Source organism: Azospirillum agricola (assembly GCF_017876095.1).
Classification (GTDB): Bacteria; Pseudomonadota; Alphaproteobacteria; order Azospirillales; family Azospirillaceae; genus Azospirillum; species Azospirillum agricola.
On sequence record NZ_JAGINM010000013.1, the window covers coordinates 92,144 to 115,429 of the forward strand.

General features: G+C 70.2%; 26 protein-coding genes. 12 read left to right on the forward strand and 14 right to left on the reverse strand.

What is annotated here, in order from left to right; genetic code table 11:
- Positions 1–105: 105 nt before the first annotated feature.
- Positions 106–1,635 carry a B12-binding domain-containing radical SAM protein gene (locus J2847_RS19760; protein ID WP_209780568.1) on the forward strand — a complete coding sequence of 510 codons (1,530 nt, stop codon included), beginning with the start codon at positions 106–108 and terminating at the stop codon, positions 1,633–1,635.
- A gap of 9 nt (positions 1,636–1,644) precedes the next feature.
- Here J2847_RS19760 and J2847_RS19765 read toward each other — a convergent pair whose 3' ends face one another.
- Positions 1,645–1,905 (reverse strand): hypothetical protein, encoded by a 261-nt coding sequence (locus J2847_RS19765; protein WP_209780569.1) that lies wholly within the window; start codon positions 1,903–1,905, stop codon positions 1,645–1,647.
- Positions 1,906–2,118: 213 nt separating this feature from the next.
- On the opposite strand from J2847_RS19765, the gene fumC reads away from it, so the two are divergent.
- The 4 genes from fumC to J2847_RS19785 all read left to right on the forward strand — a co-directional run bounded on the left by fumC (position 2,119) and on the right by J2847_RS19785 (position 4,966).
- On the forward strand, positions 2,119–3,510 hold the full coding sequence (gene fumC, locus J2847_RS19770) for a class II fumarate hydratase (RefSeq protein WP_209780570.1): 1,392 nt from the start codon (positions 2,119–2,121) through the stop codon (positions 3,508–3,510).
- Positions 3,511–3,606: 96 nt separating this feature from the next.
- The gene (locus tag J2847_RS19775; RefSeq protein WP_209780571.1) at positions 3,607–3,858 is read left to right on the forward strand and encodes a ribbon-helix-helix domain-containing protein; all 252 of its coding nucleotides are present in this window, start codon (positions 3,607–3,609) and stop codon (positions 3,856–3,858) included.
- A gap of 46 nt (positions 3,859–3,904) precedes the next feature.
- The gene (locus J2847_RS19780) at positions 3,905–4,627 is read left to right on the forward strand and encodes a DUF599 domain-containing protein (RefSeq protein WP_233474643.1); all 723 of its coding nucleotides are present in this window, start codon (positions 3,905–3,907) and stop codon (positions 4,625–4,627) included.
- Positions 4,628–4,795: 168 nt separating this feature from the next.
- Complete coding sequence (locus J2847_RS19785) at positions 4,796–4,966, forward strand: hypothetical protein (RefSeq protein WP_179166166.1); 171 nt, start codon at positions 4,796–4,798, stop codon at positions 4,964–4,966.
- Positions 4,967–4,991: 25 nt separating this feature from the next.
- Here the strand turns inward: J2847_RS19785 and J2847_RS19790 are convergent, their stop codons facing one another.
- The 4 genes from J2847_RS19790 to purE form a co-directional block, all read right to left on the reverse strand.
- Positions 4,992–6,680, reverse strand: coding sequence for an EAL domain-containing protein (locus J2847_RS19790; protein ID WP_209780573.1), 1,689 nt, complete (start codon positions 6,678–6,680; stop codon positions 4,992–4,994).
- 207 nt (positions 6,681–6,887) lie between these two features.
- A complete protein-coding gene (locus tag J2847_RS19795; RefSeq protein WP_209780574.1) occupies positions 6,888–7,997 on the reverse strand; it encodes an alkaline phosphatase D family protein in 1,110 nt (369 codons plus the stop codon).
- Positions 7,998–8,030: 33 nt separating this feature from the next.
- Positions 8,031–9,122, reverse strand: a complete 1,092-nt coding sequence (locus tag J2847_RS19800) for a 5-(carboxyamino)imidazole ribonucleotide synthase (protein ID WP_209780575.1) — start codon at positions 9,120–9,122, stop codon at positions 8,031–8,033.
- Position 9,123: 1 nt separating this feature from the next.
- Positions 9,124–9,591, reverse strand: a complete 468-nt coding sequence (gene purE / locus J2847_RS19805) for a 5-(carboxyamino)imidazole ribonucleotide mutase (protein ID WP_209780649.1) — start codon at positions 9,589–9,591, stop codon at positions 9,124–9,126.
- 265 nt (positions 9,592–9,856) lie between these two features.
- On the opposite strand from purE, the gene J2847_RS19810 reads away from it, so the two are divergent.
- Positions 9,857–10,312, forward strand: a complete 456-nt coding sequence (locus tag J2847_RS19810; protein ID WP_233474644.1) for a group III truncated hemoglobin — start codon at positions 9,857–9,859, stop codon at positions 10,310–10,312.
- Between the two features lie 206 nt (positions 10,313–10,518).
- Here J2847_RS19810 and J2847_RS19815 read toward each other — a convergent pair whose 3' ends face one another.
- Positions 10,519–10,719, reverse strand: a complete 201-nt coding sequence (locus J2847_RS19815) for a YdcH family protein (protein ID WP_085554764.1) — start codon at positions 10,717–10,719, stop codon at positions 10,519–10,521.
- 292 nt (positions 10,720–11,011) lie between these two features.
- On the opposite strand from J2847_RS19815, the gene J2847_RS19820 reads away from it, so the two are divergent.
- Positions 11,012–12,106 (forward strand): ATP-dependent 6-phosphofructokinase, encoded by a 1,095-nt coding sequence (locus tag J2847_RS19820; protein ID WP_209780576.1) that lies wholly within the window; start codon positions 11,012–11,014, stop codon positions 12,104–12,106.
- Positions 12,107–12,111: 5 nt separating this feature from the next.
- Positions 12,112–12,576, forward strand: a complete 465-nt coding sequence (locus J2847_RS19825; RefSeq protein ID WP_209780577.1) for a TIGR02444 family protein — start codon at positions 12,112–12,114, stop codon at positions 12,574–12,576.
- On the opposite strand, the gene J2847_RS19830 is transcribed toward J2847_RS19825, so the two are convergent.
- The 6 genes from J2847_RS19830 to J2847_RS19855 all read right to left on the reverse strand — a co-directional run bounded on the left by J2847_RS19830 (position 12,566) and on the right by J2847_RS19855 (position 16,929).
- On the reverse strand, positions 12,566–12,997 hold the full coding sequence (locus J2847_RS19830) for a hypothetical protein (RefSeq protein WP_211114790.1): 432 nt from the start codon (positions 12,995–12,997) through the stop codon (positions 12,566–12,568). The genes J2847_RS19825 and J2847_RS19830 overlap by 11 nt on opposite strands.
- A 237-nt stretch (positions 12,998–13,234) precedes the next feature.
- Positions 13,235–13,492, reverse strand: coding sequence for a hypothetical protein (locus J2847_RS19835; protein ID WP_209780578.1), 258 nt, complete (start codon positions 13,490–13,492; stop codon positions 13,235–13,237).
- Between the two features lie 85 nt (positions 13,493–13,577).
- A complete protein-coding gene (locus J2847_RS19840) occupies positions 13,578–14,255 on the reverse strand; it encodes a carbonic anhydrase (RefSeq protein WP_209780579.1) in 678 nt (225 codons plus the stop codon).
- A gap of 113 nt (positions 14,256–14,368) precedes the next feature.
- Positions 14,369–14,992 carry a UbiX family flavin prenyltransferase gene (locus tag J2847_RS19845; protein WP_209780580.1) on the reverse strand — a complete coding sequence of 208 codons (624 nt, stop codon included), beginning with the start codon at positions 14,990–14,992 and terminating at the stop codon, positions 14,369–14,371.
- A 55-nt stretch (positions 14,993–15,047) separates the two neighbouring features.
- Positions 15,048–15,662: a DUF1013 domain-containing protein gene (locus tag J2847_RS19850; protein WP_085557171.1), complete on the reverse strand. Its 615-nt coding sequence runs from the start codon at positions 15,660–15,662 to the stop codon at positions 15,048–15,050.
- 247 nt (positions 15,663–15,909) lie between these two features.
- The gene (locus J2847_RS19855; protein ID WP_209780581.1) at positions 15,910–16,929 is read right to left on the reverse strand and encodes an NAD(P)H-quinone oxidoreductase; all 1,020 of its coding nucleotides are present in this window, start codon (positions 16,927–16,929) and stop codon (positions 15,910–15,912) included.
- Between the two features lie 123 nt (positions 16,930–17,052).
- On the opposite strand from J2847_RS19855, the gene J2847_RS19860 reads away from it, so the two are divergent.
- A complete protein-coding gene (locus J2847_RS19860; protein ID WP_209780582.1) occupies positions 17,053–17,238 on the forward strand; it encodes a DUF1192 family protein in 186 nt (61 codons plus the stop codon).
- A gap of 77 nt (positions 17,239–17,315) precedes the next feature.
- On the opposite strand, the gene J2847_RS19865 is transcribed toward J2847_RS19860, so the two are convergent.
- Positions 17,316–18,122: a DUF2189 domain-containing protein gene (locus J2847_RS19865; RefSeq protein ID WP_209780583.1), complete on the reverse strand. Its 807-nt coding sequence runs from the start codon at positions 18,120–18,122 to the stop codon at positions 17,316–17,318.
- 201 nt (positions 18,123–18,323) lie between these two features.
- Positions 18,324–18,506 carry a DUF4169 family protein gene (locus J2847_RS19870; RefSeq protein WP_085554754.1) on the reverse strand — a complete coding sequence of 61 codons (183 nt, stop codon included), beginning with the start codon at positions 18,504–18,506 and terminating at the stop codon, positions 18,324–18,326.
- A gap of 277 nt (positions 18,507–18,783) precedes the next feature.
- Between J2847_RS19870 and J2847_RS19875 the strand changes: the two genes are divergently transcribed.
- From J2847_RS19875 to J2847_RS19885, 3 genes are all read left to right on the forward strand, one after another.
- Positions 18,784–22,071, forward strand: a complete 3,288-nt coding sequence (locus J2847_RS19875; protein ID WP_209780584.1) for an AsmA family protein — start codon at positions 18,784–18,786, stop codon at positions 22,069–22,071.
- Between the two features lie 131 nt (positions 22,072–22,202).
- Complete coding sequence (locus tag J2847_RS19880; protein ID WP_085554753.1) at positions 22,203–22,553, forward strand: accessory factor UbiK family protein; 351 nt, start codon at positions 22,203–22,205, stop codon at positions 22,551–22,553.
- Between the two features lie 225 nt (positions 22,554–22,778).
- A complete protein-coding gene (locus J2847_RS19885; RefSeq protein ID WP_209780585.1) occupies positions 22,779–23,282 on the forward strand; it encodes a type III secretion system chaperone family protein in 504 nt (167 codons plus the stop codon).
- The last annotated feature ends 4 nt before the right edge of the window (positions 23,283–23,286 follow it).

The window sequence follows — 23,286 nt, forward strand, 5'->3', positions numbered from 1 at the left end:
GCCGCCTTGTGGTTGGGTGATTGCCGCTTTATGGGTGGACGAAGCATTCGCCCGCCTCCCGCCGGTGCGATCCTGTCCGCACCCCGGCCGAAAGGTCAGCCGCCCATGAAGATCCACATCATCAACCCGGCCGTCGATCTGCCCAGCTACCACGGCGCCGAGGTCTACGCCGCCTGGGGGCTGGAGGGCCGGACGGCGGTGGCCGATCTGGCGACCGCCACCCTGGCCGCCTTCGTGCCGGAGGGGTGGGACATCCGGATCACCGACGAGGCGATCGCGCCGCTCGATTCCGCCGGTGATGGGTACGACGTCGTGGCGATCACCGGGAAGGTGACGCAGCGCGCCCGCATGTTCGAACTGGCGGCGCTCCACCGGGCGCGCGGGGCGCTGGTGATGATCGGCGGGTCCTACGCCTCGCTCAGCCCGGACGACGTCCGGCCGCACGCCGACGTGCTGGTCACGGGCGAGATCGAGGACATCGCCGCCGGGCTGTTCGCCGACCTCGCCGCCGGCACCTGGAAGGACCGCTACGAGGGCGGGCGGCCCGACCTGCGCTCGTCGCCGGTGCCGCGCTGGGACCTCTACCCGAACCGGGGGGCCAATCTCGGGACGTTGCAGACCTCGCGCGGCTGCCCGTTCCAGTGCGAGTTCTGCGACGTCATCCAGTATCTCGGCCGCCGCCAGCGCCACAAGGATCCCGAGCAGGTGATCGCCGAGCTGGAGGTGCTGCATCGCCACGGCTACCGGCGCGTCCTGCTGGCCGACGACAACTTCACCGTTCACCGCCGCCACGCGCACGCCGTGCTGGCGGCCCTGCGCGCCTGGAACGCGGCGCACGCCGACGACCCCATGCAGTTCATGACCCAGGTGTCGGTCGACCTCGCCCGCGACCCGGAGCTGATGGAGGCGTGCAAGGCGGCGGGGCTCGACACGGTCTTCATCGGCATCGAGACGGTGAACGAGGACAGCCTGCGCGAATCGGGAAAGCGGCAGAACCTGTACCAGGGGGCGGCCGACGCGCTGGCCGCCATCCTGTCGCACGGGATCGCCGTCTACGCCGGGATCATCGTCGGCTTCGACGCCGACCGGCTGGACATCTTCGCGCGGCTGGCCGGCTTCCTCCAGGACTCGCCGGTGCCGATGCTGTCGGTCGGGGCGCTGGTGGCGCCCAACGGCACGCCGCTGCACGACCGGCTGAAGGCCGAGGGCCGGCTGGTCGGGGCGGACTGGCAGAGCGCCAGCAGCCCCTTCGCCACCAACATCCGGCCCGCCGGCATGAGCCAGACGGAACTGCTCGACGGCGTGTCGCGCCTGTGCGCCGACCTCTACGCCCCGGCGGCCTTCGAGCGGCGGATCATGAATTTCCTGGCCGCCTATGGGGCGCCGGGCGCCCGGCGGGTGGACACGCCGCAAATGGTTCCCCTGCCGCCGACCGAGCGCGCGCTGATCAAGCGGCTGTCCGGTCTGGGCGAGGCGGAGAAGCGGATGATCCTGCGGGTGCTGGGCGCCGCCATGGCGCGGCCCGACGCGCAGCGGGCGGTCGTCGAGTTCCTCAGCCGTTACGCCCAGGTCCGCCACATGCTGGGTGCGGTGCCCGCCGGCGTCGCGGCCTCGCGGCGGGCGGCGGGCGTCTGAGAAGGGCTGTCAGGCGGCGCGGCGGGCGGCGGTGCGGCGCTTCATGGCCCGATCGGCCGCCTCGGCGCGCTCCAGGGCGCGGGCGATCAGGTCGTCGAACAACGAACCCATCGGGCGCTCCAGCGGGTCCGGCCGGGCGAACTGCGGGCCTTCCATCAGCAGCGAGCCTTCCTCGCCAGGGCCGACGACGCGCCAGCCGCGGCTCTTCATCTCGGCGACGCGCGTCCTGGAAATCAGCGCGCGGGTGTGGTCGGGAGCGAACGCGTCCATACTCTGGTCCCCCATGACAGGTGAGCACGGCAGACGGCCATGACAGGCTGGCGATGTGGAAAGCCTACCGCCCGAAACCGAACGAAACAAGAACGAAAAGGAGAAATCCGACTCTTTTGCCCGGAGATCCCTTGCCCTTGGCGGCGCTTGTGGAAAGATCAGGAGGACAGCCAGCGAATGCAAGCCGACGATGTGAACAAAAAGAGGACAATCATGAGCGGCGTCCGCACCGAAACCGACAGCTTCGGTCCCATCGAGGTTCCCGCCGACCGCTATTGGGGCGCCCAGACCCAGCGCTCGCTCCAGAATTTCCGCATCGGCGGCGAACGCATGCCCGCTCCGCTGGTCCGCGCGCTCGGCATCCAGAAGCGTGCCTCGGCGGTGGCCAACATGCGGCTGGGGGCTCTCGACCCGACGCTCGGCGACGCCATCGTCGCAGCCGCCGACGAGGTGATCGACGGCACGCTGGCCGACCATTTTCCGCTGGTCGTCTGGCAGACCGGCTCGGGCACCCAGACCAACATGAACGCCAACGAGGTCATCGCCAACCGCGCCATCGAGCGGCTGGGCGGCGTGCTGGGCTCGAAGGCGCCGGTCCATCCCAACGACCATGTCAACATGGGGCAGTCGTCGAACGACAGCTTTCCCACCGCGATGCACATCGCCGCGGCCGAGCAGATCGCCCACGCCCTGGTTCCGGCGCTGGAAAAGCTGCGCGCGGCGCTGGCCGCCAAGGCCGACGCGTTCCGCGACATCGTCAAGATCGGCCGCACCCACCTCCAGGACGCCACGCCGCTGACGCTGGGGCAGGAATTCTCCGGTTACGCGGCCCAGGTCGCCTATGGGATCGAGCGGGTGCGCTCGGCCCTGCCGCAGCTCTACCGGCTGGCCCAGGGCGGCACGGCGGTCGGCACCGGGCTGAACGCCCGGGTCGGCTTCGCCGAAGCCTTCGCCGAGGAGGTCGCGGCGGCCACCGGGCTGCCCTTCGTCACGGCGGAGAACAAGTTCGAGGCGCTGGCGACCCATGATTCGCTGGTGGACGCGCACGGCCACCTGAACACGGTGGCGGTGTCGCTGATGAAGATCGCCAACGACCTGCGGATGCTGGGGTCGGGGCCGCGCTCCGGCATCGGCGAGATCTCCCTGCCGGAGAACGAGCCCGGCTCCTCCATCATGCCCGGCAAGGTCAACCCGACCCAGTCGGAGGCGATGACCATGGTCTGCGCCCAGGTGATGGGCAACCAGACCACCGTCACCGTCGCCGGAGCGACCGGCCATTTCGAACTGAACGTCTTCAAGCCGGTGATCGCCCACAACGTGCTGCAATCGATCCGGTTGCTGGCCGACGCGGCGGTCAGCCTGACCGACAACTGCGTCGTCGGCATCGAGGCCAACCGCGAGCGCATCGACACGCTGGTCGGCAACAGCCTGATGCTGGTGACGGCGCTCAACCCGCACATCGGCTACGACAACGCCGCGAGGATCGCCAAGAAGGCCCACAAGGAGGGCACCAGCCTGAAGGAGGCCGGGCTGGCGCTGGGGCTGCTGACGGAGGAGCAGTTCGACGCCTGGGTCCGTCCCGAAAGCATGGTTGGACCGGGCTGACGACGGGGGTAGGGTAAGGGGGTAGGGCGGGGGCGGAGAGCCGTCCCCGCCTCACGGCCCCCCACTTCCCGACCGTCCCGCCGGAGACGCGCCGCCATGAAGAAGCGTTCGGTGCTGATCGCCGGCCATCCCACCAGCGTCTCGCTGGAGGAGGAGTTCTGGGAGGCCCTGAAGCGGGTCGCCCAGGCGCGCGACCTCTCGGTCAACGCGCTGATCGAGGAGATCGACCGGACGCGCTCCGGCAACCTGTCGAGCGCCATCCGCGTCCACATCCTGAACAGCCTGCTGGCGCGGCGGGCGGACGCCCCGGAGAGCCGCCCCCTGGACAGCCGTCCGGATGGGGCGTAAACGAGCGGCCTGCCCACAACACTCCCACCGCCGCGGGTGCCGCCCCTTGCCGTACGATTTCGCGTGGCTCGATCTGGTCGCGTTCGTCTGGTTCATCGCCGGCTGGACCGGCTTCACCATCATCCAGGACCATCTGATGTCCGGACGCCGGATGGTCAACCAGCATCTGAAGATCATCCGCCGGCATTGGATGGAGCGGATGCTGGAGCGCGACAACCGCATCATGGATTCGCAGCTGCTCGGCCACACGATGCACAGCTGCACCTTCTTCGCCTCGACCAACATGCTGGTGCTGGCCGGCCTCGTCGGCTCCTTCGGCGCCATCGAGCACGCGCATGATCTGGTGCTGAGCCTGTCCTTCACGGTGAAGACGTCGCGCCAGCTCTTCGAGATCAAGATGGTGACGCTGGTGGTGATCTTCACCTTCGGCTTCTTCAAGTTCACCTGGGCCCTGCGCCAGTACAACTACTGCTGCGCGCTGATCGGTGCCGCGCCGCTGCCGCCGCTGCCGCCGGAGGAGCTTCGCCCGACCGCCGACACCATCGCCCAGGCGCTGACGCTGGCCATCGCCGCGCTCAACGGCGGCATGCGCGCCTATTATTTCGCGCTGGCGGTGCTGGCCTGGATCGTCGGCCCGATCCTGTTCATGCTGGCGACCACCGCCGTCATCGTCGTCCTCACCCGGCGCCAAGCCTTCTCGCCGACCGAGAAGGTGATCCGCGTGCAGATGGCCCGGTTGGAAAGAAGCCAATCAACCAAACCTCAATAATACATCAAAAGCCACACGATATACGGGGCGTGCGACCAAATATCCTCTACTCGACCGGGTGTCGGGATGCTTCAGTGTTGACCGTTGCACGGCGAGCTCTCGAAGGAAGCGCCGCGGCATCGCAAAACGGGATCGCAAAGCAAAGCGCAAAGCAAAGAGGGCAAAGAAATGGATGCCGACACCGCATGGGCGATCATGGCTTCTCTGGATGAAGCGGAAGAATTGTTGAGCCGGATGCATCTGCGCGACGGCCAGGCCGGCGCCAGCGCTCTGGCGCAGAACCGCAGCCTTCTCGACGCGGCCCGCCAGCGGCTCGAACAAGCCCACGCGATGGAGTGAGCGCCGTCCGCCGCCGGGTGGCGGATCAGCTCTTCCAAAGCACCTTGCCGCCGCCGCGCACCTTGGTCCAGTCCTTGGCGAAATAGGCGAAGTCCCGCGACGGGCGGCTGAACAGGAAGCCCTGGGCCAGCGGCACCTTCAGGTCGGCCAGAAGCTGGGCGTGGACCGGCTCCTCCACCTGCTCGCCGATCAGGATCATGCCGAGCTGGCGGCAGACGTCGACCATCGAGCGCAGCATCGCCATGTCGCGCGGGTTCTCGACCGCGCCGCGCACGAACTGCCCGTCGATCTTCGCGTAGTCGGCCTGGATGCCGTAGAGCGACTGGAAGGAGGTCGAGCCGGCGCCGACATCGTCCAGGCAGATGCGGTAGCCGGACTGACGCAGCTTTTGCAGCACCTCGTTCAGCCGGGCGATGTCGGTGACGACGACGGTCTCGGTCACCTCGATCAGCAGCTTGCGGCGCAGGTCGCCGTAGGGCTCGACCACCGACTGGAACTGCTTGAGGAAGATCGGGCTCATCAGCGTCTTGGCCGACAGGTTGATCGCCACGTCGGGCAGGTTCGGTTCCCGCCGGTGGCTGTTCAGCGTGTCGAGCACCGTCTGCGTCAACAGCAGGTCGAAGTCGTAGATCAGCCCGACATCCTCGGCGAAGGCGATGAAGGCGGCCGGCGAGTTCATCCCGTCGACCCGCGTCAGCGCCTCCAGGTGATGGACCGCCTGGGTCTCCATGTCGACGATGGGCTGGTAGACGACGAAGAAGTCCTTGTTCTCGATGGTGGCGCGCAGCCGGCCGATGCGCTCCACCGCGTCGGCCATCATCCGGTTGGCGCCGTCCTCCAGGCTCGAGATGGTGAACTCGCCGCCCTGCGCCGAGGCGAAGGCCTGCACCGTGTAGACCAGCGCGCGCGCCGCGTCGGCGGCGTCCAGCCGGTCGTCGGTCATGTCCATCGTCCAGGAGCGGATGCCGCCGGGCAGGGCGCCGCCCGCCGCCTGGATGATCTGGGTGATGTGGCCCTGCACCTCGCGCCCGTCGATGTCGGCGGCGTGCACGATGCCGTAGCGGTCGCCGGCCAGTTGCCCGACGCTGTCGCCGTCGACCGACAGGCCGCGCAGATAGGCGTCGATGCCCTCCTTCACCTCCTCCGCGGCGCCCTCGGGCATCGCCTGCACCATCGCCTGGAAGCCGTCGACCAGCAGCAGGGTCAGCCCCTGGTCGAGCCCCCGTTCGCGGGCGATGTGGATGCGCTCCTCCAGGATGCTGTTGAAGGCGTGCTCGTCCATCAGCTCCCCCACCGGGGCGGTGCCGGCGGCGCTGTTGCGCGGGCCCGACGCGAGCAGGACGGTCAGGAACAGCGAGCCCGGACAGGAATCGAGCCGGCAGCCGCCGAGCAGCGCCGGGAACTTCTGGCCGTCGATCGCCTGGAAGACGACGCGGGCCGGCTTGATGCGGGCCTTTTCCTGGATGCGCTTGAACAGGACATGGACGTATTTGCGGTCGCTGGGGGCCACCACGTCGAGCAGGTTGCTGCCGACCAGGGTGCCGACCTCCCCGCGGGTCAGGTGGCAGCGGGCGCCGGCGGAGAACAGGATGGTCCCCATGCTGTCGGTTTCGAGCAGCAGGTCGGCGGCGGCGAAGGCGAAGCCGACGAAGCGGTCCCGGTCGCGGCTGGACTGCGGCCGGCGTGTTCCGGCGGCGGGCAAGGTGGGTCGCATTGCGGTGTCCTGCTGCGCGGAGTTCATCATCGCCCAAACGCAAATTGAATCAAAGTTTAGAGATTTTCCTTCTTTTCAATTGGAGAGTAACGAAGATCGGACAGGGTTAAAAGAGAAGGATTTGTCCTTAATATCCGTTAAGCGTTATCTATCTTCCCGCAATATCGACCCCGGCGCGAAGAGGCGGGAGCCGATCGCCCGCCTCCGTTACGAACGGCGCAGGTCCGACAGACGCAACGTGGTGGTCCGCTGCTCGGTTCCCGCCGCGTCGACCAGGGCGAGGGCGACGGTCCCGGCCTCCCAATCGAGGTCGATCCGGCCGAAATTGGCGGCGATGAAGCGGTCTCCGAGCCGATTCGGCCCGGATTCCCGGCTGTTCGCCGGCGCCACCTGGTTGAGGCCGCTCGAGGTGATCTCGGTCAGCGGGTAGGGCAGGCCGGCCGCCTCGCGGTAGAGCGCGCCGACATGCCGGTCGCCCGACAGCAGGATCACCCCCTCGGCGCCGCTGCGGCCGATCAGGTCGTAGAGCCGGTCGCGCTCTTGCGGCAGATTGCCCCAGCGCTCCCAGCCGTGGCCTTCGGCGAGCACCTGGATCGAGGAGACCAGCAGCCGGACCTCGGCCGGCTCTCTCAGCCGCTCCTCCAGCCACGCCCATTGGTCGGGTCCCAGCATGGTCTTCGCCGGGTCCGGGTCGGGCAGGTAGCGCTCGCGGCCCGGCGCGCCGCGCTGGTCGGTCTTCAGCAACGGCGAGCGGAAGCTGCGGGTGTCGAGCATGATCACCTGCACCCGCCGTCCGGGCGGGCCGATGACGCGCGCGGTGTGGACGCCCTCGCGGTTCCAGCGGGGATCCTCGGGCGGCAGCTCCCAGAACTCGGCGAACAGCCGCTGCGACTCCCGCCGGAGCGGGTAGGAGGCGCCGCCGTCGTTGCGGCCCATGTCGTGGTCGTCCCACACGGCCATGACCGGCACCGTCCGGCGCAGGGTCCGGTAGCCGTCGATGGTCATCGCCTGGGCGTAGGCGGTGCGCAGTTCGGCCAGGTCGGGGGATTCGGAATCGCCGTAGACGTTGTCGCCGGCGAACAGGAACAGTTCCGGCCTGGCGGCGAGCACGGCGTCCCAGATCGGCTGCGGCCGCTTCTGGTCGGCGCAGGAGCCGAAGGCGATGCGGGTCAGCGCGGCGTCGGGGGCGAGGACCGGAGCGGCGTCGATTCCCGCCAGCGCGGCGGCGGCCTGCGGCACGGCGACGGAGGCCAGCGCCCCCAGCAGCACCGTCCGGCGCGGTGGGGCGGCGGGTGGGGCTGGGGGCGTGTCGCTCATGGCCATGTCCTTTGCTGGAATGCGTCCGCTGGGTCAGGTCCGGGGCAGCAGGCGGGTGACGTGTCCCATCTTGCGGCCGGGGCGGGCTTCCGCCTTGCCGTAGAGGTGCAGGCGGGCGCCCGGCTCGGCCATCAGCTCCGGCCAGCGAAGGGCGTCCTCGCCGATCAGGTTGGTCATTTCGGCGTCGGCCTGCCGCTCGACCGAGCCCAGCGGCAGGCCGCAGACGGCGCGGACGAGCTGCTCGAACTGCGAGGCGGCGCAGGCGTCCATCGTCCAGTGACCGGAATTGTGCGGGCGCGGCGCCATCTCGTTGACCAGCACGGCGCCGTCGGCGGTGACGAACATCTCCACCGCCAGCACGCCGACCAGATCGAGCGCCTCGGCGATGCGGCGGGCGACCCGCTCGGCCTCGGCCGCCGTTTCCGGCGCGACGCGGGCCGGGGCGAGGGTGACGTCGAGGATGCCGTCCTTGTGGCGGTTCTCCACCGCCGGATAGGCGACCATGGCGCCGTCGCCGCCGCGCGCGACGATCACCGAGACCTCGCAGGCGAAGGTGACGAAGCCCTCGACGATGCCGTCCACCCCGCCGATGGCGGCCCAGGCCTCGGCCGGGTCGGTCCCTTCGCCGATGCGCGCCTGCCCCTTGCCGTCATAGCCGAGCCGGGTCGATTTCAGGACGCAGCGCGGCCCGATCTCCGCCACCGCGCGGGCGACGTCCTCGGCGCTTTTCGCCGCGCGCCACGGCGCGGTGGCGATGCCGAGAGCGTTGACGAAGGACTTCTCCTTGACGCGGTCCTGCGCCACCGACAGGACGTTCGGCCCCGGATTGACGCTGGTGAAGCGGCGCAGATGCTCGACCGTGGCGACCGGGACGTTCTCCCACTCCAGCGTCACCGCGTCGACCGAGCGGGCGAAGCGCTCCAGCGCCGCCAGATCGTCCCAGCCGGCGACGGTCGCGGCGGCCGACACCTGGGCGCAGGGGCTGCCGGCGGCGTCGGGCGCGTAGACATGGGTCTGGTAGCCGAGCCGGGCGGCGGCCATTGCCGTCATGCGGCCGAGCTGGCCGGCGCCGAGCATGCCGATGGTGGCGCCGGGGGCAAGGCGGGGCGGAAGGGAGCCGGACATCTCAGGCGGTCTCGTCCACCGGGGCCTCGGCCACGGCGGCGGTCTGGCGGGCGCGCCAGACGTCGAGCGCGTCGGCGACCGCCGGATCCATCAGGGCGATGACCGAGCCGGCGAGCAGCGCGGCGTTGATGGCGCCGGCCTTGCCGATGGCCAGCGTGCCGACCGGCACGCCGCCCGGCATCTGGACGATCGACAGCAGGCTGTCCATGCCCTTCAGCGCGTGGCTCTCGACCGGCACGCCGAAGACCGGCAGCGGCGTCATCGACGCGGCCATGCCGGGCAGATGGGCGGCGCCGCCGGCCCCGGCGATCACGACCTTCAGCCCGCGCGTCTTCGCGGTGGTGGCGTACTCCACCAGCCGCTGCGGGGTGCGGTGGGCCGAGACGATGCGGACCTCGTGGGGAATCCCGAGCGCCGCCAGGGTGTCGGCGGCGTGCTTCATGGTGGTCCAGTCGGACTGGCTGCCCATGATGATGCCGACCAGCGGCGAACCGTTCGGGGTGCTGTTCTGGGCTTCGGCGGACACGGCGGCGGGCTTTCCTAAAGAGCCGGAAAGCGGCGGATTATAGGAGGAGTCGGGCCGGAGTCCAGCGCATCGGCGCGCGCCGGGCCGGGGACACGGTGAAAACCGAGCGCGCCGCTGCGACATCCCGGACCTTTCGCCGCCGCATGGCTCCCCGTATGCTGCGTGCCCATATGTCCTGATCATCGCACCCAACCGGACCGCTCCCCCCATGACAGACGCCACCGACGCCGCCGACGCCCAGAGCCACCGTGACATCCGCACCGCCATGGCCGAGGAGCGCATGGCGTCCGTGGGCATCGACGAGGCGTCCATCGAGACGCTGGTGCGGACCTTCTACGGCAAGATCATGAAGGACGAGGTGCTGGGGCCGATCTTCGGCCGCGCCATCACCGACTGGGAGCCGCATCTGCGCAAGATGATGGATTTCTGGTCGTCGATCGCCCTGCTGACCCAGCGCTACGACGGGCGGCCGATGCCGGTCCACATCCAGCTCGGGCTGGAGCCGCAGCATTTCGAGCGCTGGCTCGGCCTGTTCCGCGAGACCGCCAACGAGCTGTTCCCCGGCGAGGGCGCCGCCTTCCTGATCGGCAAGGCGGAGAACATCGCCCGCAGCTTCCAGATGGGAATCCAGTTCTTCACCGTGCCGAAGAAGCCGGAGGCCTGAGGGTTCCGCTCTCCGCCTCCCTGCTTTCCGTCCCCCCGCCCCCTCTTATCCGTCATGCCCGGCCTCGTGCCGGGCATCCACGACCGCAAATCATCATGCGAAGGTCGCCCGTGGATGGCCGGGACAAGCCCGGCCATGACGAGAAACGAGCGAGGATGTGCCGATGATCGGGCGATCGCCAAAGGATCGGGGATGGTCCGCCGCCGTCAGGCGATGATGTCGGGAAGCAGGCGGCTTTCCAGAAGCATGATCTGATCCTTCAGCATCAGCTTGCGCTTCTTCAGGCGTTGCATCTGGAGCTGGTCGTAGGGCGCGCGCTCGACCAGCCGGGCGATGACGTCGTCCAGATCACGGTGTTCGCTGCGCAGGGTGGCCAGCTTTTCCTTCAGGATCTCTTGCTCGTTCATTGCGCCCGTTGCGAGTGGCCGGTTGCTCTTGAAACTTTTGCGTCTTCGTCTGTTCCTGACCCGCGCCCGCCGTGGCGGCGTCACGGGGTGCCCCTTGCTCAAGCGGGCGGGACTATATCAGATTTCCGGAAAAGCGGCAGCGCGAAACCTAAGCCTCTCCCGCAGGTTATGGTTCGGTGGCGGTCCGGGAATCCGGGCGGGACTTTTCCCCTTCGGCGATTGCGGGAAACGCCTGTTCCGGTAACATGGGCGCCCACCGCAACAAACAGTCGAAACGGGACGGAAACCCTCAATGAACGCCCCCATCAAAGCCGGCAAGCGCATCGGCATCCTCACCAGCGGCGGCGACTGCGCCGGCCTGAACGCGGTCATCCGCGCCGCCGTCCATCGCGCGGCGGGGTACGGCTGGCAGGTTCTCGGCATCAAGGAGGGGACGCAGGGCCTGTTGCAGCGTCCGGTCCAGTACCAGACGCTCGACCTCGGCAACGTCGACGGCACCATGATGCGCCAGGGCGGCACCATCCTCGGCACCACCAACCGGGGCGATCCCTTCGCCTACCCGATGAGCGACGGGACGCTGAAGGACCGCTCCGACGAGATCATCGGCGGCTACCGCGAGCTTGGCCTCGACGCGCTGATCGGCATCGGCGGCGACGGCAGCTTCGCCATCCTCCACAAGCTGGCCCAGAAGGGCGGCTTCCCGATGGTCGGCGTGCCGAAGACCATCGACAACGACCTGGGCATGACCGAGGTCTCGGTCGGCTACGACACCGCCGTCGCCGTGGCGGTCGAGGCGCTCGACCGTCTCCAGCCGACCGCCGCCAGCCACCAGCGCGTCATGGTGCTGGAGGTGATGGGCCGCGACGCCGGCCACATCGCGCTGGCCGCCGGCATCGCCGGCGGGGCCGACGTGATCCTGATCCCGGAGATCTCCTATTCGATCGAGCGCATCGCCGAGAAGATTCACGAGGTGCGCTCCACTGGCCGCAACTTCGCCCTGGTGGTGGTGTCGGAGGCGGTGAAGACGCTGGAGGGCACCGGCGTCAAGAAGGTGCTCCAGGGCGGCGAGAAGCGCTATGGCGGCATCGGCGATTACATCGGCGAGAAGATCGCCGACGCCACCGGGGCCGAGACCCGCGTCACCGTGCTGGGCCATGTCCAGCGCGGCAGCATGCCCAGCCCGCGCGACCGTCTGGTCGCCTCGGCCTTCGGCGTCCACGCCGTCGACCTGATCGCCGAGGGTAAGTTCGACCGTATGGTCGCCTGGTCGAATCGCGGCGTGATCGACGTGCCGATCACCGACGCCATCGCCCAGTATTCCTGCGTCGAGCTGGACAGCGCGCTGGTCAAGACGGCGCGCGGCCTCAGCATCAGCTTCGGCGACTGAGGCGGATGGGCGCCAACCCGTTCTGGGACTTCTCCCTGGCCGTCTACGGGCGGCCGGGGGTGCCCGCCGCCTGCCTGGCGCTCCAGGACGGGCGCGGCGTCGACGTCAACCTGCTGCTGTTCGCCGCCTGGGCGGGGATGGACTGCGCGGCCGCCCTGTCGCCGGCCGCGCTGGAGCGGATCGACGCCGCCGTGGCGGACTGGCGGCGGGAGGTGGTCCGGCCGCTGCGCGCCGTGCGCCGCCGGGTGAAGGCCGAGGACGACGGGCTGTACGCCCGGATGAAGGCGGTGGAGCTGGAGGCCGAACGCATCCAGCAGGACCGGCTGTTCGCGGCCGGCGGGCTGTCGCCGCGCCCTGGCGGCGGCGTGGCCCTGGCGGCGGCGAACATGGCGCTGCTGGTGCCGGGCGGCGACCCGGCTCTGGCCGCGCTGGTCGCGGCGCTGGCCGGCGGACGCGGCTTCAGCGGTTGAGGATCAGGGTGTTCGGGTCGCGCTCGACGTCGGACACCAGGAACGCCTTGCCGACATAGAAGGCGCTGCACCGCTTGCCGCTGACCAGACGGGTGAGCGAGGCTTCCCATTCCCGCCCCTTGGGGCCGACGATCCGCAGCTTGAGCTGATCGACCATGGGGTAGATCTGGTAGGGCTCGATGACGACCGGCTCGGCGCCGGCGGTGGCGAACACCGCCTGGTTGAGCGTCAGCGTCTTGCCGTTGACCTCCAGAGACACGTCCTGCGCCCAGGGGCAGCCGCCGCCGGGTTTGGCCCCTTCGTTCGCCAGCGCGGTCGAATCGGTGAAGGGAACGCCGGCGAGCAGCGCGGCGGCAACCGGAAGGAGCCGGATGAGGCGGCCGGACGGACGGCGCGGCGGTCGGCTCGAAAGGCGTGTCATGGCCCGCTCCTGGTTGGACGAAGCGGGGGATATCAAGGCGTCGGTCACGGCACAATCCAGGGCTATTCCGGATGCGGACCTTAATCCGCTCCGGCAAAGGCAAGGCATGACCGTTTTAAGCATCCGCCTCGACAATCACGCAAGACAACAAAGGTTACTTTGTGAAACCAAATGTCGGGATTTGCGGTCGGAATGCGGCATCGGGCCGGAGGGGGCCGGCCCGATGCCGTATCCTTGTCAGCGCTTGACCCCGTCGCCGTAGCGCGAGCAGTCGTAATCGTCGGTGCCCGCCTCGGCGCGGCCGCCGTTGGAGGTGTTGTAGCGCGGATCGTCGCAGCGGCCGTTGCGGGCGTAGCGCGCGTCGGAGTCGCCCGAACCGAACAGGCCGCCACCGCCGCTGCTGCCGAACAGGCCACGGTCGTTGCCGGACTGGTTGCAGGCGGCCAGCGCCAGCGGGGCGGCCACCAGAATGGCGAGGCGGAGGGCGGACTTCATGGCGATGCCTTTCCTGTTGGAGGATTGATGGGTTGATCCATCCCCCCTCAACAGCGAAAGACCGCCCTCCATTCCCTTCGCGGGTTCATTCGACCGGCAGGAAGACCCTGCTTTTTCCTTCGGTCGCCCACAGCTCGCCGCTTTCCAGGTCGAACCACCAGCCGTGCAGGCTCAGCGTGCCGGCCTCCACCCGTTCGCGGACGAAGGGGAAGGTCATCAGGTTGTCGACCGAGGTGCGGATGGCCGCACGCTCGATGACGCCGGGATTCTGCTGGAGCCGCTCGGCGTCCGCCTTGCTGGCCTCGTTCCCGGCCCCGCCGAGGTAGGGGTCGAGCGCCGAGCCGGCGATCGACACCCAGGGCGACACGAAATCGTCGTCGGTCGTCTGGCCGGTGCGCAGGCGGATCAGTCCCTGGATGCCGCCGCACTGGGCGTGGCCCAGCACGATGACGTGCGAGACGCCCAGCGAGCGGACCGCGTATTCGATGGCCGCCGAGGTGCCGTGGTAGCTGCCGTCGGGCTGGTAGGGCGGCACGAGGTTGGCGACGTTGCGGACGACGAACAGCTCGCCCGGTTCGGCCTGGGTCAGCAGCGCCGGATCGACCCGGCTGTCGGAGCAGCCGATCATCAGGATCTCGGGGTGCTGCCCTTCCGTGACCAATTGCCGCATGCTGTCGGGGCGTCGTTCGTAATAGCGGGCGCGGAACCCCTTGATGCCGGCCAGAAGCTGACGGATGGGTTGACTCTGTTGGCTGTCAGGCATCGCCGGTTGTCCCTCGTCCTGCCGGCCGGCGCGATGCCGGCCCCGCTCCATTGGGGTATAGCGGCATTGCTCTTGCAGTCCAAGCGCCCGTTGCGTTGCGGCGAAAAGAGCTCTCAACCTTCCGTGGCCGGCTCCGGCGACGGCTCGCCCCAGCGTCGCAGATTGCCGGCGTCGAGCCCGAACAGGTCCAGGACACGGCCGACCGAATGGTCGATCAGGTCGTCGATGCTTTGCGGCCTGGCGTAGAAGGCCGGCACCGGCGGGGCGATCACGGCCCCCATCTCGGCCAGCGCGGTCATGGTGCGCAGGTGCCCGAGATGCAGCGGGGTCTCCCGCACCATCAGCACCAGCCGCCGCCGCTCCTTCAGCGCCACGTCGGCGGCGCGGGTCAGCAGGGTGGAGGTCACGCCGCTGGCGATCTCGCTCATCGTGCGGACGGAGCAGGGGGCGACCACCATGCCCAGGGTGCGGAAGCTGCCGCTGGCGATGGCGGCGCCGATGTCGGCGGCGGCGTAGGTGACGTCGGCCAGCGCCCGCAGCTCCGCGACCTTCATGGAGGTCTCGTGCGCCAGCGTCACCTCGGCCGATCGGCTGACCACCAGATGCGATTCGACCCCGATGCGGCGCAGGGTAGTCAGCATGCGGATGCCCAGCACGACGCCGGATGCCCCGCTGATGCCGACGACGAGGCGAGAGGGCGCGGGGCGGGAGGGCGCGGGGCGGGAGGGGGAGGTCATGGGTGGGATATCCCGCGGGCCTTCCCGCCGGCAAGGGGGAAGGCCCGGTGCGACCTCAATGCGCGTCTTCCTGCTCGGAGTAGGACTCGTCGTCCCGCTCGCTGCCGTAGCCGTCCTCGTCCGGGTCCTGCGGGGGCAGCGGGGTGCCGCCACGGCGGATCGCCAGGGCCAGCGCCTCCTCCAGCTCGCGCTGCGAGCAGAGGCCGAGCATGACCGGGTTGCGCGGCTTGATGTTGGCGGCGTTCCAGTGGGTGCGGTCGCGCACCGCGGCGATGGTCGGCTTGGTCGTGCCGATCAGCCGGCAGGTCTGCGCGTCCGACAGTTCCGGGTGGTGCTTCAGCAGCCAGGCGATGGCGTCGGGCTTGTCGCCGCGCTTGGTGATCGGGGTGTAGCGCGGGCCCTTGGAGCGCGCGGCCACCTGCGGCAGATCGACCACCAGAAGCTTCAGGCGCAGGGCCTCGTTCTTCTCGCAGCGCTCGATCTCGGCCTTGGTGAGCTGGCCGTTGGCCACGGGATCGAGCCCGACCATGCCGACCGCCACCTCGCCGTCGGCGATGGCCTGGACTTCCAGCGAATGCATCCCGCAGAAGGCTGCGATCTGCTCGAAGGACAAGGACGTGTTCTCGACCAGCCAGACGGCTGTCGCTTTCGGCATCAAGGGCAGTGCCATCATCCCTCCTGACAACTCTCGGGCCCGGCCGCGCCCGCTGGCGGGTGGCGCTGCCGGTTTTTCATCTCTGGGCGGAAATTCTTCCGGTTCCTCCCCTGGATATAGGGACGAAAGCCGGGTCAAATAAGCATGCTGACGCAGGCTCACCGGGAAAACCCGGTCGCCCACGCGTCTCTGCTAACCCGTCCCGTGCGGTCAAGGCAAGCCCGACCGCACGGGAATGGCGAGAAAGATGCGTTTTCTCCGGTCAGGAGGCGGCGTCGGTGCCGACGGTCAGCACGATCTTGCCGATGTGCGCGCTGCTTTCCATCAGCCGGTGCGCCTCGGCGGCCTGCTCCAGCGGGAAGGTGGCGTGGATCAGCGGCCTGACCCCGCCGGCCTCCAGCAGGGGCCAGACCGTCTCGCGCAGCGCCGCGGCGATGCGGCCCTTCTCCGGCACCGGGCGGGCGCGCAGCGTCGAGCCGGTCAGGGTCAGCCGCTTCATCATGACCGGCGCCATGTTCAGCGAGACCTTCGGTCCTTGCAGGAAGGCGATGGAGACGTGGCGGCCGTCGGGGGCCATGATCTCGACGTCGCGGGCGATGTAGTCGCCGCCCACCATGTCGAGCACCACGTCGACGCCGCGCCCGCCGGTCGCCTCGCGGATCACCGCGACGAAATCCTCGGTCTTGTAGTCGATGGCGCGGTCGGCGCCGAGCTCCTCGCAGGCCCGGCACTTCTCGGCGCTGCCGGCGGTGGTGAAGACGGTGGCGCCGAACGCCTTGGCGAGCTGGATCGCCGTGGTGCCGATGCCGCTCGACCCGCCATGCACCAGCAGCGTCTCGCCGGGCTTCAGCGCGCCGCGCTCGAACACGTTGGTCCAGACGGTGAAGAAGGTCTCGGGCACCGCCGCCGCCTCGATCATCGACAGGGACGCCGGCACCGGCAGCGCCTGCACCGCCGGGACCGTGCAGTATTCGGCGTAGCCGCCGCCGGCCACCAGCGCGCACAGCCGGTCGCCGCTGGCCCAGCCGGTCACGCCCTCGCCGATGGCGACGACGCTGCCGGACAGCTCCAGCCCCGGCAGGTCGGAGGCGCCGGCCGGCGGGTCGTAGCGGCCCTGGCGTTGCAGCGTGTCCGGGCGGTTGACGCCGGCCGCCGCGACCTCGACCAGCAGCTCGCCCGGACCGGGGACGGGGGCGGGGCGGCGGGCGGGGCGCAGAACCTCAGGCCCTCCCGGTTCGGCGATCTCGACGCAGCGCATGCTGTCGGGCAAGGCGAGGCCCATGCTGTTTCCCCCGTTTGACTCGTTGGATGGGAAAGGTAGAGTCGGGGCGCCGGGCTGACAAGCGGCGCCGGCCAAGACCCGATCACAAGCAAGGCCCGATCACGGGATTTGGGGAGGGCGTCCATGAGCTTCGAGGATCTCGAGCCGCGCACGGCCAAGCCGGCGCCGAAGGACCTGAACGTTCTCGGCGTGGCCGAACTGAACGACTACATCGCCGGGCTGGAGGCGGAGATCGCCCGCGCCCGCGCCGCCATCGCCGCCAAGCAGGCCCAGAAGAGCGCCGCCGAGGCTTTCTTCCGCAAGCCGTGACGGAAATGGGTTGGCCATGAAAAAGCCCCTTCCTCCGCCCGGAGGAAGGGGCTTTCGCTTGCGGTCGGCGCCCGTTCCTAACGGGCCTGGCCGACCAGATCGCGGTAACAGTGCCAGGAGGCGTGGCCGATCAGCGGGAAGGCCAGCGCCATGCCGAGGAAGCCGGTGACCATCCCGGCCGAGGTGAACAGCGCCACCAGGAAGGCCCAGCCGATCATCGGCCGGATGTTCTCGCGCACCACGGCGGCGCTGGTCGCCATCGCGGTGAACACGTCGGTGTCGCGGTCGAGCAGCAGCGGGATCGAGACCACGGCGATCGAGAAGACGCCGGCGGCGATGACCGCGCCGACGATGGTGCCGGTCAGCAGGAACGGGATCGTCTCGGCCGAGAAGAAGATGCGGTCGACCAGCTGGTCGAAGGCCGGCGGCGAGGCGGAGAAGAACAGCGCGAAGATCAGGAAGGCGACGCGGATCCAGGCCAGCAGCGCCAGCATCAGCACCAGCCCGATCCCGGCGATCTGCATCCCGTTGCGCTGGTAGGCGGCGAGCACCTTGCCGAGCGTCGGCCGCTCGCCCAGCTCCAGCAGCCGGCTGGTCTCATAGAGGCCGACCGCGAAGAGCGGCCCGAGCAGCATGAAGCCGGCGGCCATCGGCAGGATCAGATAGGCCATGTCCAGCATCGACAGCCCGGCGACGACGAGGAAGCTGGAAACCACCGCCAGCGCCCCGTAGCCGAAGCTGATGAAGGGGGCGGCCATCATGTCGCGCCATGCGGCGGACAGCCACAGCCAGGGCCGGTCGGTGCCGACCGCGCGGATGGGTGGCAGATAGGCGGCGGATTGTGTGGGCTGCGACGAACCGCGAAACGACGTCATGTCGACCATGATGCCGGTCCTCCCCCAGATGCCAGACGGTGCGCCCGATGGCGCTCACGGATCGATCCTCACACGAGCCGGGCGACTGTCGCAATGGCGAATTGTTGGTTCTGCGAATAGTCACAGAAAAATGGAGGTTATTCCGACCGCTCAGCTTGGTTTTTTCATCGCCTTTGGTGGAGGCCTCGCCGGAACCCGCTGCGGAATCGCCTATGCCGGATCGTCAAGCTTCTTTCCATCCAAAGTCTGAGTGGAGCGCTCGGCTTCCTTGCGGTCGCGTTCCTTCTCGGTCTTGGTGCGGCCGAATCGGATCCGATTCGCGTCGGCCTCCTTGGCGCGCTCGGCGCGCGCGCGGGTCTTGCGGAAGCGGTTGAGGTTGACGACGTCGCCCATGGCTCGGTCTCCGTCTGCGGTGCGGGGGGAAAGGGGCATTCTGGCGTCGGCGGAAGCGCCGGGGTGGGGAAAATTTCGGACCGGCCGTCATTTGGCCGTGGGATCGCCCAAATTGCTTGTTTTCTCTGCGGGCGCTAGCTTAGCGAAGGGCGGTTCGGGGGAGAAGGCCGGGCCCGGCCCGGCGCTGTGTTCGGCAGGCGGGCCGGTTCGGGGCCGGTTCGATGGATGACGGGGCATGGCCGGCGGCACGGCCGGCCGCAGGGAAGGCGGACACGCGGTGAAGAAGATTGTGATCGCTGCACTGGCCGGACTGGCGGCGCTGGCCGGTGCCGTTCTGGTGGCGCCGAACCTGATCGACTGGAACGCCTACAAGGGAGCCATCGCCGAACGGGTGTCGGCGGCGACCGGCCGCAAGGTCGAGCTGCGCGGCGACATCGGCCTGACGCTGCTGCCTTCGCCGGCGCTGACCGTGCGCGATGCCCGGCTCGCCAACCCGCCCGGCGCCGCCGAACCCGACATGGCGCGGCTGAAGAAGCTGGACGCGCGGGTGGCGCTCGGCCCGCTGCTGACCGGCCGCATCCAGGTCGAGAGCATCACCCTGGTCGAGCCGACCTTCGTCGTCGAGGTGCTGAAGGACGGCCGCGTCAACTGGGACCTGTCCGGCGGCCCGGCGGCCGGCTCCTCCTCGCTGCCGTCGGCCGACGGCCTGGCGTCGGCGGTCAGCTTCGACCGCGTGTCGGTCGAGGGCGGCACCATCCTGTACCGCGACGACCGTTCCGGCCGGGTGGAGACGCTGGAGGCGGTGAGCGCCCGGATCGTCGCCGGCAGCCTGGCCGGCCCCTTCCAGTTCCAGGGCGACTTCCGCCTGCGCGGCCTCCCGCTGCACGGCGAGGGCACCGCCGGCCGCTTCACCGACGGCGCCGCCGTGCCGGTGCGCGCCGCGCTGTCGCTGCCCGGCACCGATTCCACCCTGCGCTTCGCCGGCATCCTGTCCGGCGGCAGCGGCAACCCGAACGGCAGCGGCGCGCTGCGTGCCCAGGGCGATCTGCGGGCCGAGGGCGGCGACCTCGCCAAGCTGTTCGATGCCAAGGCGCCGACGGCGCTGGCCCAGCCCTTCAGCCTGCGCGCGGCCGTGGAGGCGGGGACCAGCCTCGCCACCTTCAGCAATGTGGAGGCGCAGCTCGGCGACACCCGCGCGACCGGCACGGCGACGCTGCGGGCGGGAGACCCGGCGCGCACCGAGCTGACGCTGGCGATCAACCGGCTGGATCTCGATTCCTGGCTGGCGAAGGCGTCCGGCACCGGCACCGGCACGGGGCGTGGCGCGGCGGCCACGGCGCCGTCCAGCGGAAACGGCCGCGCCGCAGGTTCCGCCCAGCCGGCGGCCCCGTCCCCGATGCTGCCGGCCTTCGCCCTTCCGGCCGGGATCGAGGGGAAGCTCGATCTGGCGGTCGACGGGCTGACCTACAACGGCGGCGTCGTGCGCCAGGGGCGGCTGGAGGCCAGCCTGGGCAACGGGCGGCTGAACATCGACCGCATCAGCGCCCTGTTGCCCGGCGGGTCCGACTTCGTGGCGGCCGGCGAGGTGACGACGCCCGGCGGGCAGCCGACCGTCGATCTCCGGATGGAGGCCAACGCCGACAATCTGCGGGCGCTGCTCGACTGGATGAGGCTGGACGTGCAGGGCGTTGCCGCCGGCCGGCTGCGGCGCGCCTCGATCGCCGGGCGCATCCAGGGGCACGCCGACCGCTTCGAGCTGTCCGGGCTGGATCTGCGGGTGGACAGCAGCCGCCTGTCGGGAGCCATCGCCTACGTCGACCGTGGACGCCCGGCCTTCGGGGCGCGCCTGGAACTCGACCGGCTCAACCTCGACGCCTATCTGCCGTCGGCGGATCCCGCCCCAGCCACCGCCCCAGCCACCGCCCCAGCCACCGCCACCACGCCCGGTCCGGCGGCGTCGTCGGCCGCCACCCTGTCCGCCGCGCGGGCGACCCTGACGCCGCAGCGGCTGCTCGGCATGGCCGACGCGAATCTCGACCTCACCATCGGACAGATCACGCTGCACGGGCTGCCGGTGCAGGGCATCCATCTCGACGCCACCGCCGCCGGCGGGGCGCTGACCATCCGCGAGGCGCGGATCGACGACCTCGTCGGGCTGAAGGGGCGGATCGACGGCCAGATCGCCGGGCTGTCGCCACTGCGCGGGGTGAACATCGCCCTGTCGGCCGACGCCGCCAACCTCGGCGGGCTGCCGAGCGCCTTTCCCTGGCCGGCCGGCGTGCCGGTGCCGGAGCGGCTGGGCGCCGTCACCGCCAAGGCGCGGCTGGCCGGCGACGCCGGCCGGCTGGCGCTGGAGCTGACCGCCGGCATGGCCGGCGGCACGCTGGAGGCCGGCGGCGCCCTGCTGGCGCTCGACAAGACGCCGGCCGCCGACGTCAAGCTGCGGGTGAGCCATCCCGAGCTCGGCCGGATCGCCGCGCTGTTCGCCGACCGCCCGCTGGTGCGCGCCTACGGCCCGCTCGACCTCTACGGCGAGCTGGGCGGGACGGCCCAGGCGCCGACCCTGGGCAACCTCCAGGGCATCGTCGCCGGGACGGCGCTGCGCGGCAAGCTCTCCGCCGTCCTGGGCGAGGCCCGTCCGCGTCTGGACGCGGAGATCCAGACCGGCGATCTCGACATCGACCGGCTGCTCGCCGCTCCCCTGGCGGCTGATCCGGCGGGTGGCGAGCCGGGGTCGGGGCCGCCCCCGGCGCAGGGCGGCGCCTCCGCCGCGCTGGCGGCGCCGGTCGGCGGAAGCGGGGGGACCGCCTGGCTGCGCAGCCTCGACGGGCGGCTGGCGCTGACCGCGACGTCGCTGACGGCCGGCGGCCTGCGCATCGACCAGCCGGCCCTGCGCGCCGGGCTGACCGGCGGAGTCCTGACGCTCGAGCAGCTCGACGGCGAATGGCTGGGCGGGCAGATCGGGCTGAGCGGCCGCGTCGTCGAGACGGCCGGACGCGCGCCGTCGGTCGAGGCCGACCTCACCGTGGTCAAGGCGGCGCTGTCGGAGGTCGCGGCGGGCAGCGGCGTGGCGCTGGCCGGCGGCACCGTCGATCTCAGCCTGACGCTGACCAGCAGCGGGACGGATCGCGCGACGCTGCTGCGCGGGCTGGCCGGGCGCGGGCGCGTCGCCGCCGCCGGCGGGACGCTGCGTGGCCTGGATCTCGCGGCCCTGCGCGACCGGCTTGCCCGCATCGACCGCCCGCAGGAGGTGCTGGGCGCCGTCGCCGGCAGCCTGCAAGGCGGCGAAACCCGCATCGACCGGCTCGATGGCCGCTTCGTCATCGATCACGGGATCGTCCGCACCGAGGACACCCGCCTGTCGTCGGCGGCGGGGGAGGGGCTGCTGAGCGGCCAGTGGTCGCTGCCGGAGGAGCGGGTGGATTTCGGGCTGACCGTGAAGGTGAAGGCGACTCCGCCGCTGCCGCCGCTGACCCTGCGGGTCGCCGGCCCGGCGGCGGCGCCGACCCAGAGCCTGGACATGCAGGCGGTCCAGGAGCATTTCGCCCGCGCCGCCAAACCCTAGAGCCGCCGGGCCGCTTGCGGGGCGCCGCATGGCACGGCTGCGCGCTGCGGTGCGGAGGAAAACGGCCAAGGGCGTTGAAGTCGGCCGGTCCGGCCGCCATAATGTACAAACGGTAACGGGAAGTTTGAGCGATGCAGGTGGACAACAAAATTCTGGACGATCTGGCCCGTGTCGCGGGCGGCGCGCTCGGCGCCTTTTCGTCCTTGCGCGAGGAGGCCGAGGGCCAACTGCGCGCCCAGCTCGAACGCGTGCTGTCGCGCATGGACGTGGTCGGCCGCGAGGAGCATGAGGCCGTCCGCGCCATGGCCGCCAAGGCCCGCGCGGAGCAGGAGGCGATGGCCGAACGGCTCGCCACGCTGGAGGCCACCGTCGCGTCGCTGATGGCGGCCGTGCCGGTCGCCCACGCTCCGGCCGTGGTGCCGCCAGCGGGCGCTCCGGCCGTGATCGAGGATCCGGGCGCGTCGGCCGGAACCACCGCCTGAACGGTGCCCGGTCCGGCCACGCGCTCCGGCCAAACGAGTTCCGGCCACAAAACCGTCATCGCGGTCTCACCTGAAATCGGTTGCGAAGGCCCGACGGCTTTGGCACCGTTCCAGGAGTTGTGTCCTCTGGGCCAGTCACCCCATCATCTCGGGGCCCGGTTCCGGTAGTCGGTCTTTCCGGGTATACGGTACCGCCCGCCGCGCCTTCACAGGAGGACGCTGAACATGTCGGCTGTCGCCGTCGAAACCACCGCTTCCGCCCACAATCCGCTCGACGTCGTCGAGGAGATCGTCACCGCCAACGAATGGCCGTTCGAACGCGCCAGCGAGGACGAGCTGGTCGTCGAGATCGGCGGGCGCTGGTGCGACTACCGCCTCTATTTCGTCTGGCAGCCCGACGTCAGCGCGATGCAGTTCTCCTGCCAGTTCGACATGAAGGTGCAGGCCGCCCGCCGCGCCGCCGTCGCCGAACTTCTGGCCGAGGTCAATGGCCGCATGTGGCTGGGCCATTTCGACGTCTGTTCGGAGGAGCACACGCCGATGTTCCGCCAGACCATGCTGCTGCGCGGTGCCCGCGGCGCCGCCGTCGAGCAGCTCGAGGATCTGGTGGAGATCGCCCTGTCGGAGTGCGAGCGCTTCTACCCCGCCTTCCAGTTCGTGATCTGGGGCGGCAAGTCGGCGCAGGAGGCGGTGTCCGCCGCCATCCTCGACACCATGGGCGAGGCGTGAGCGC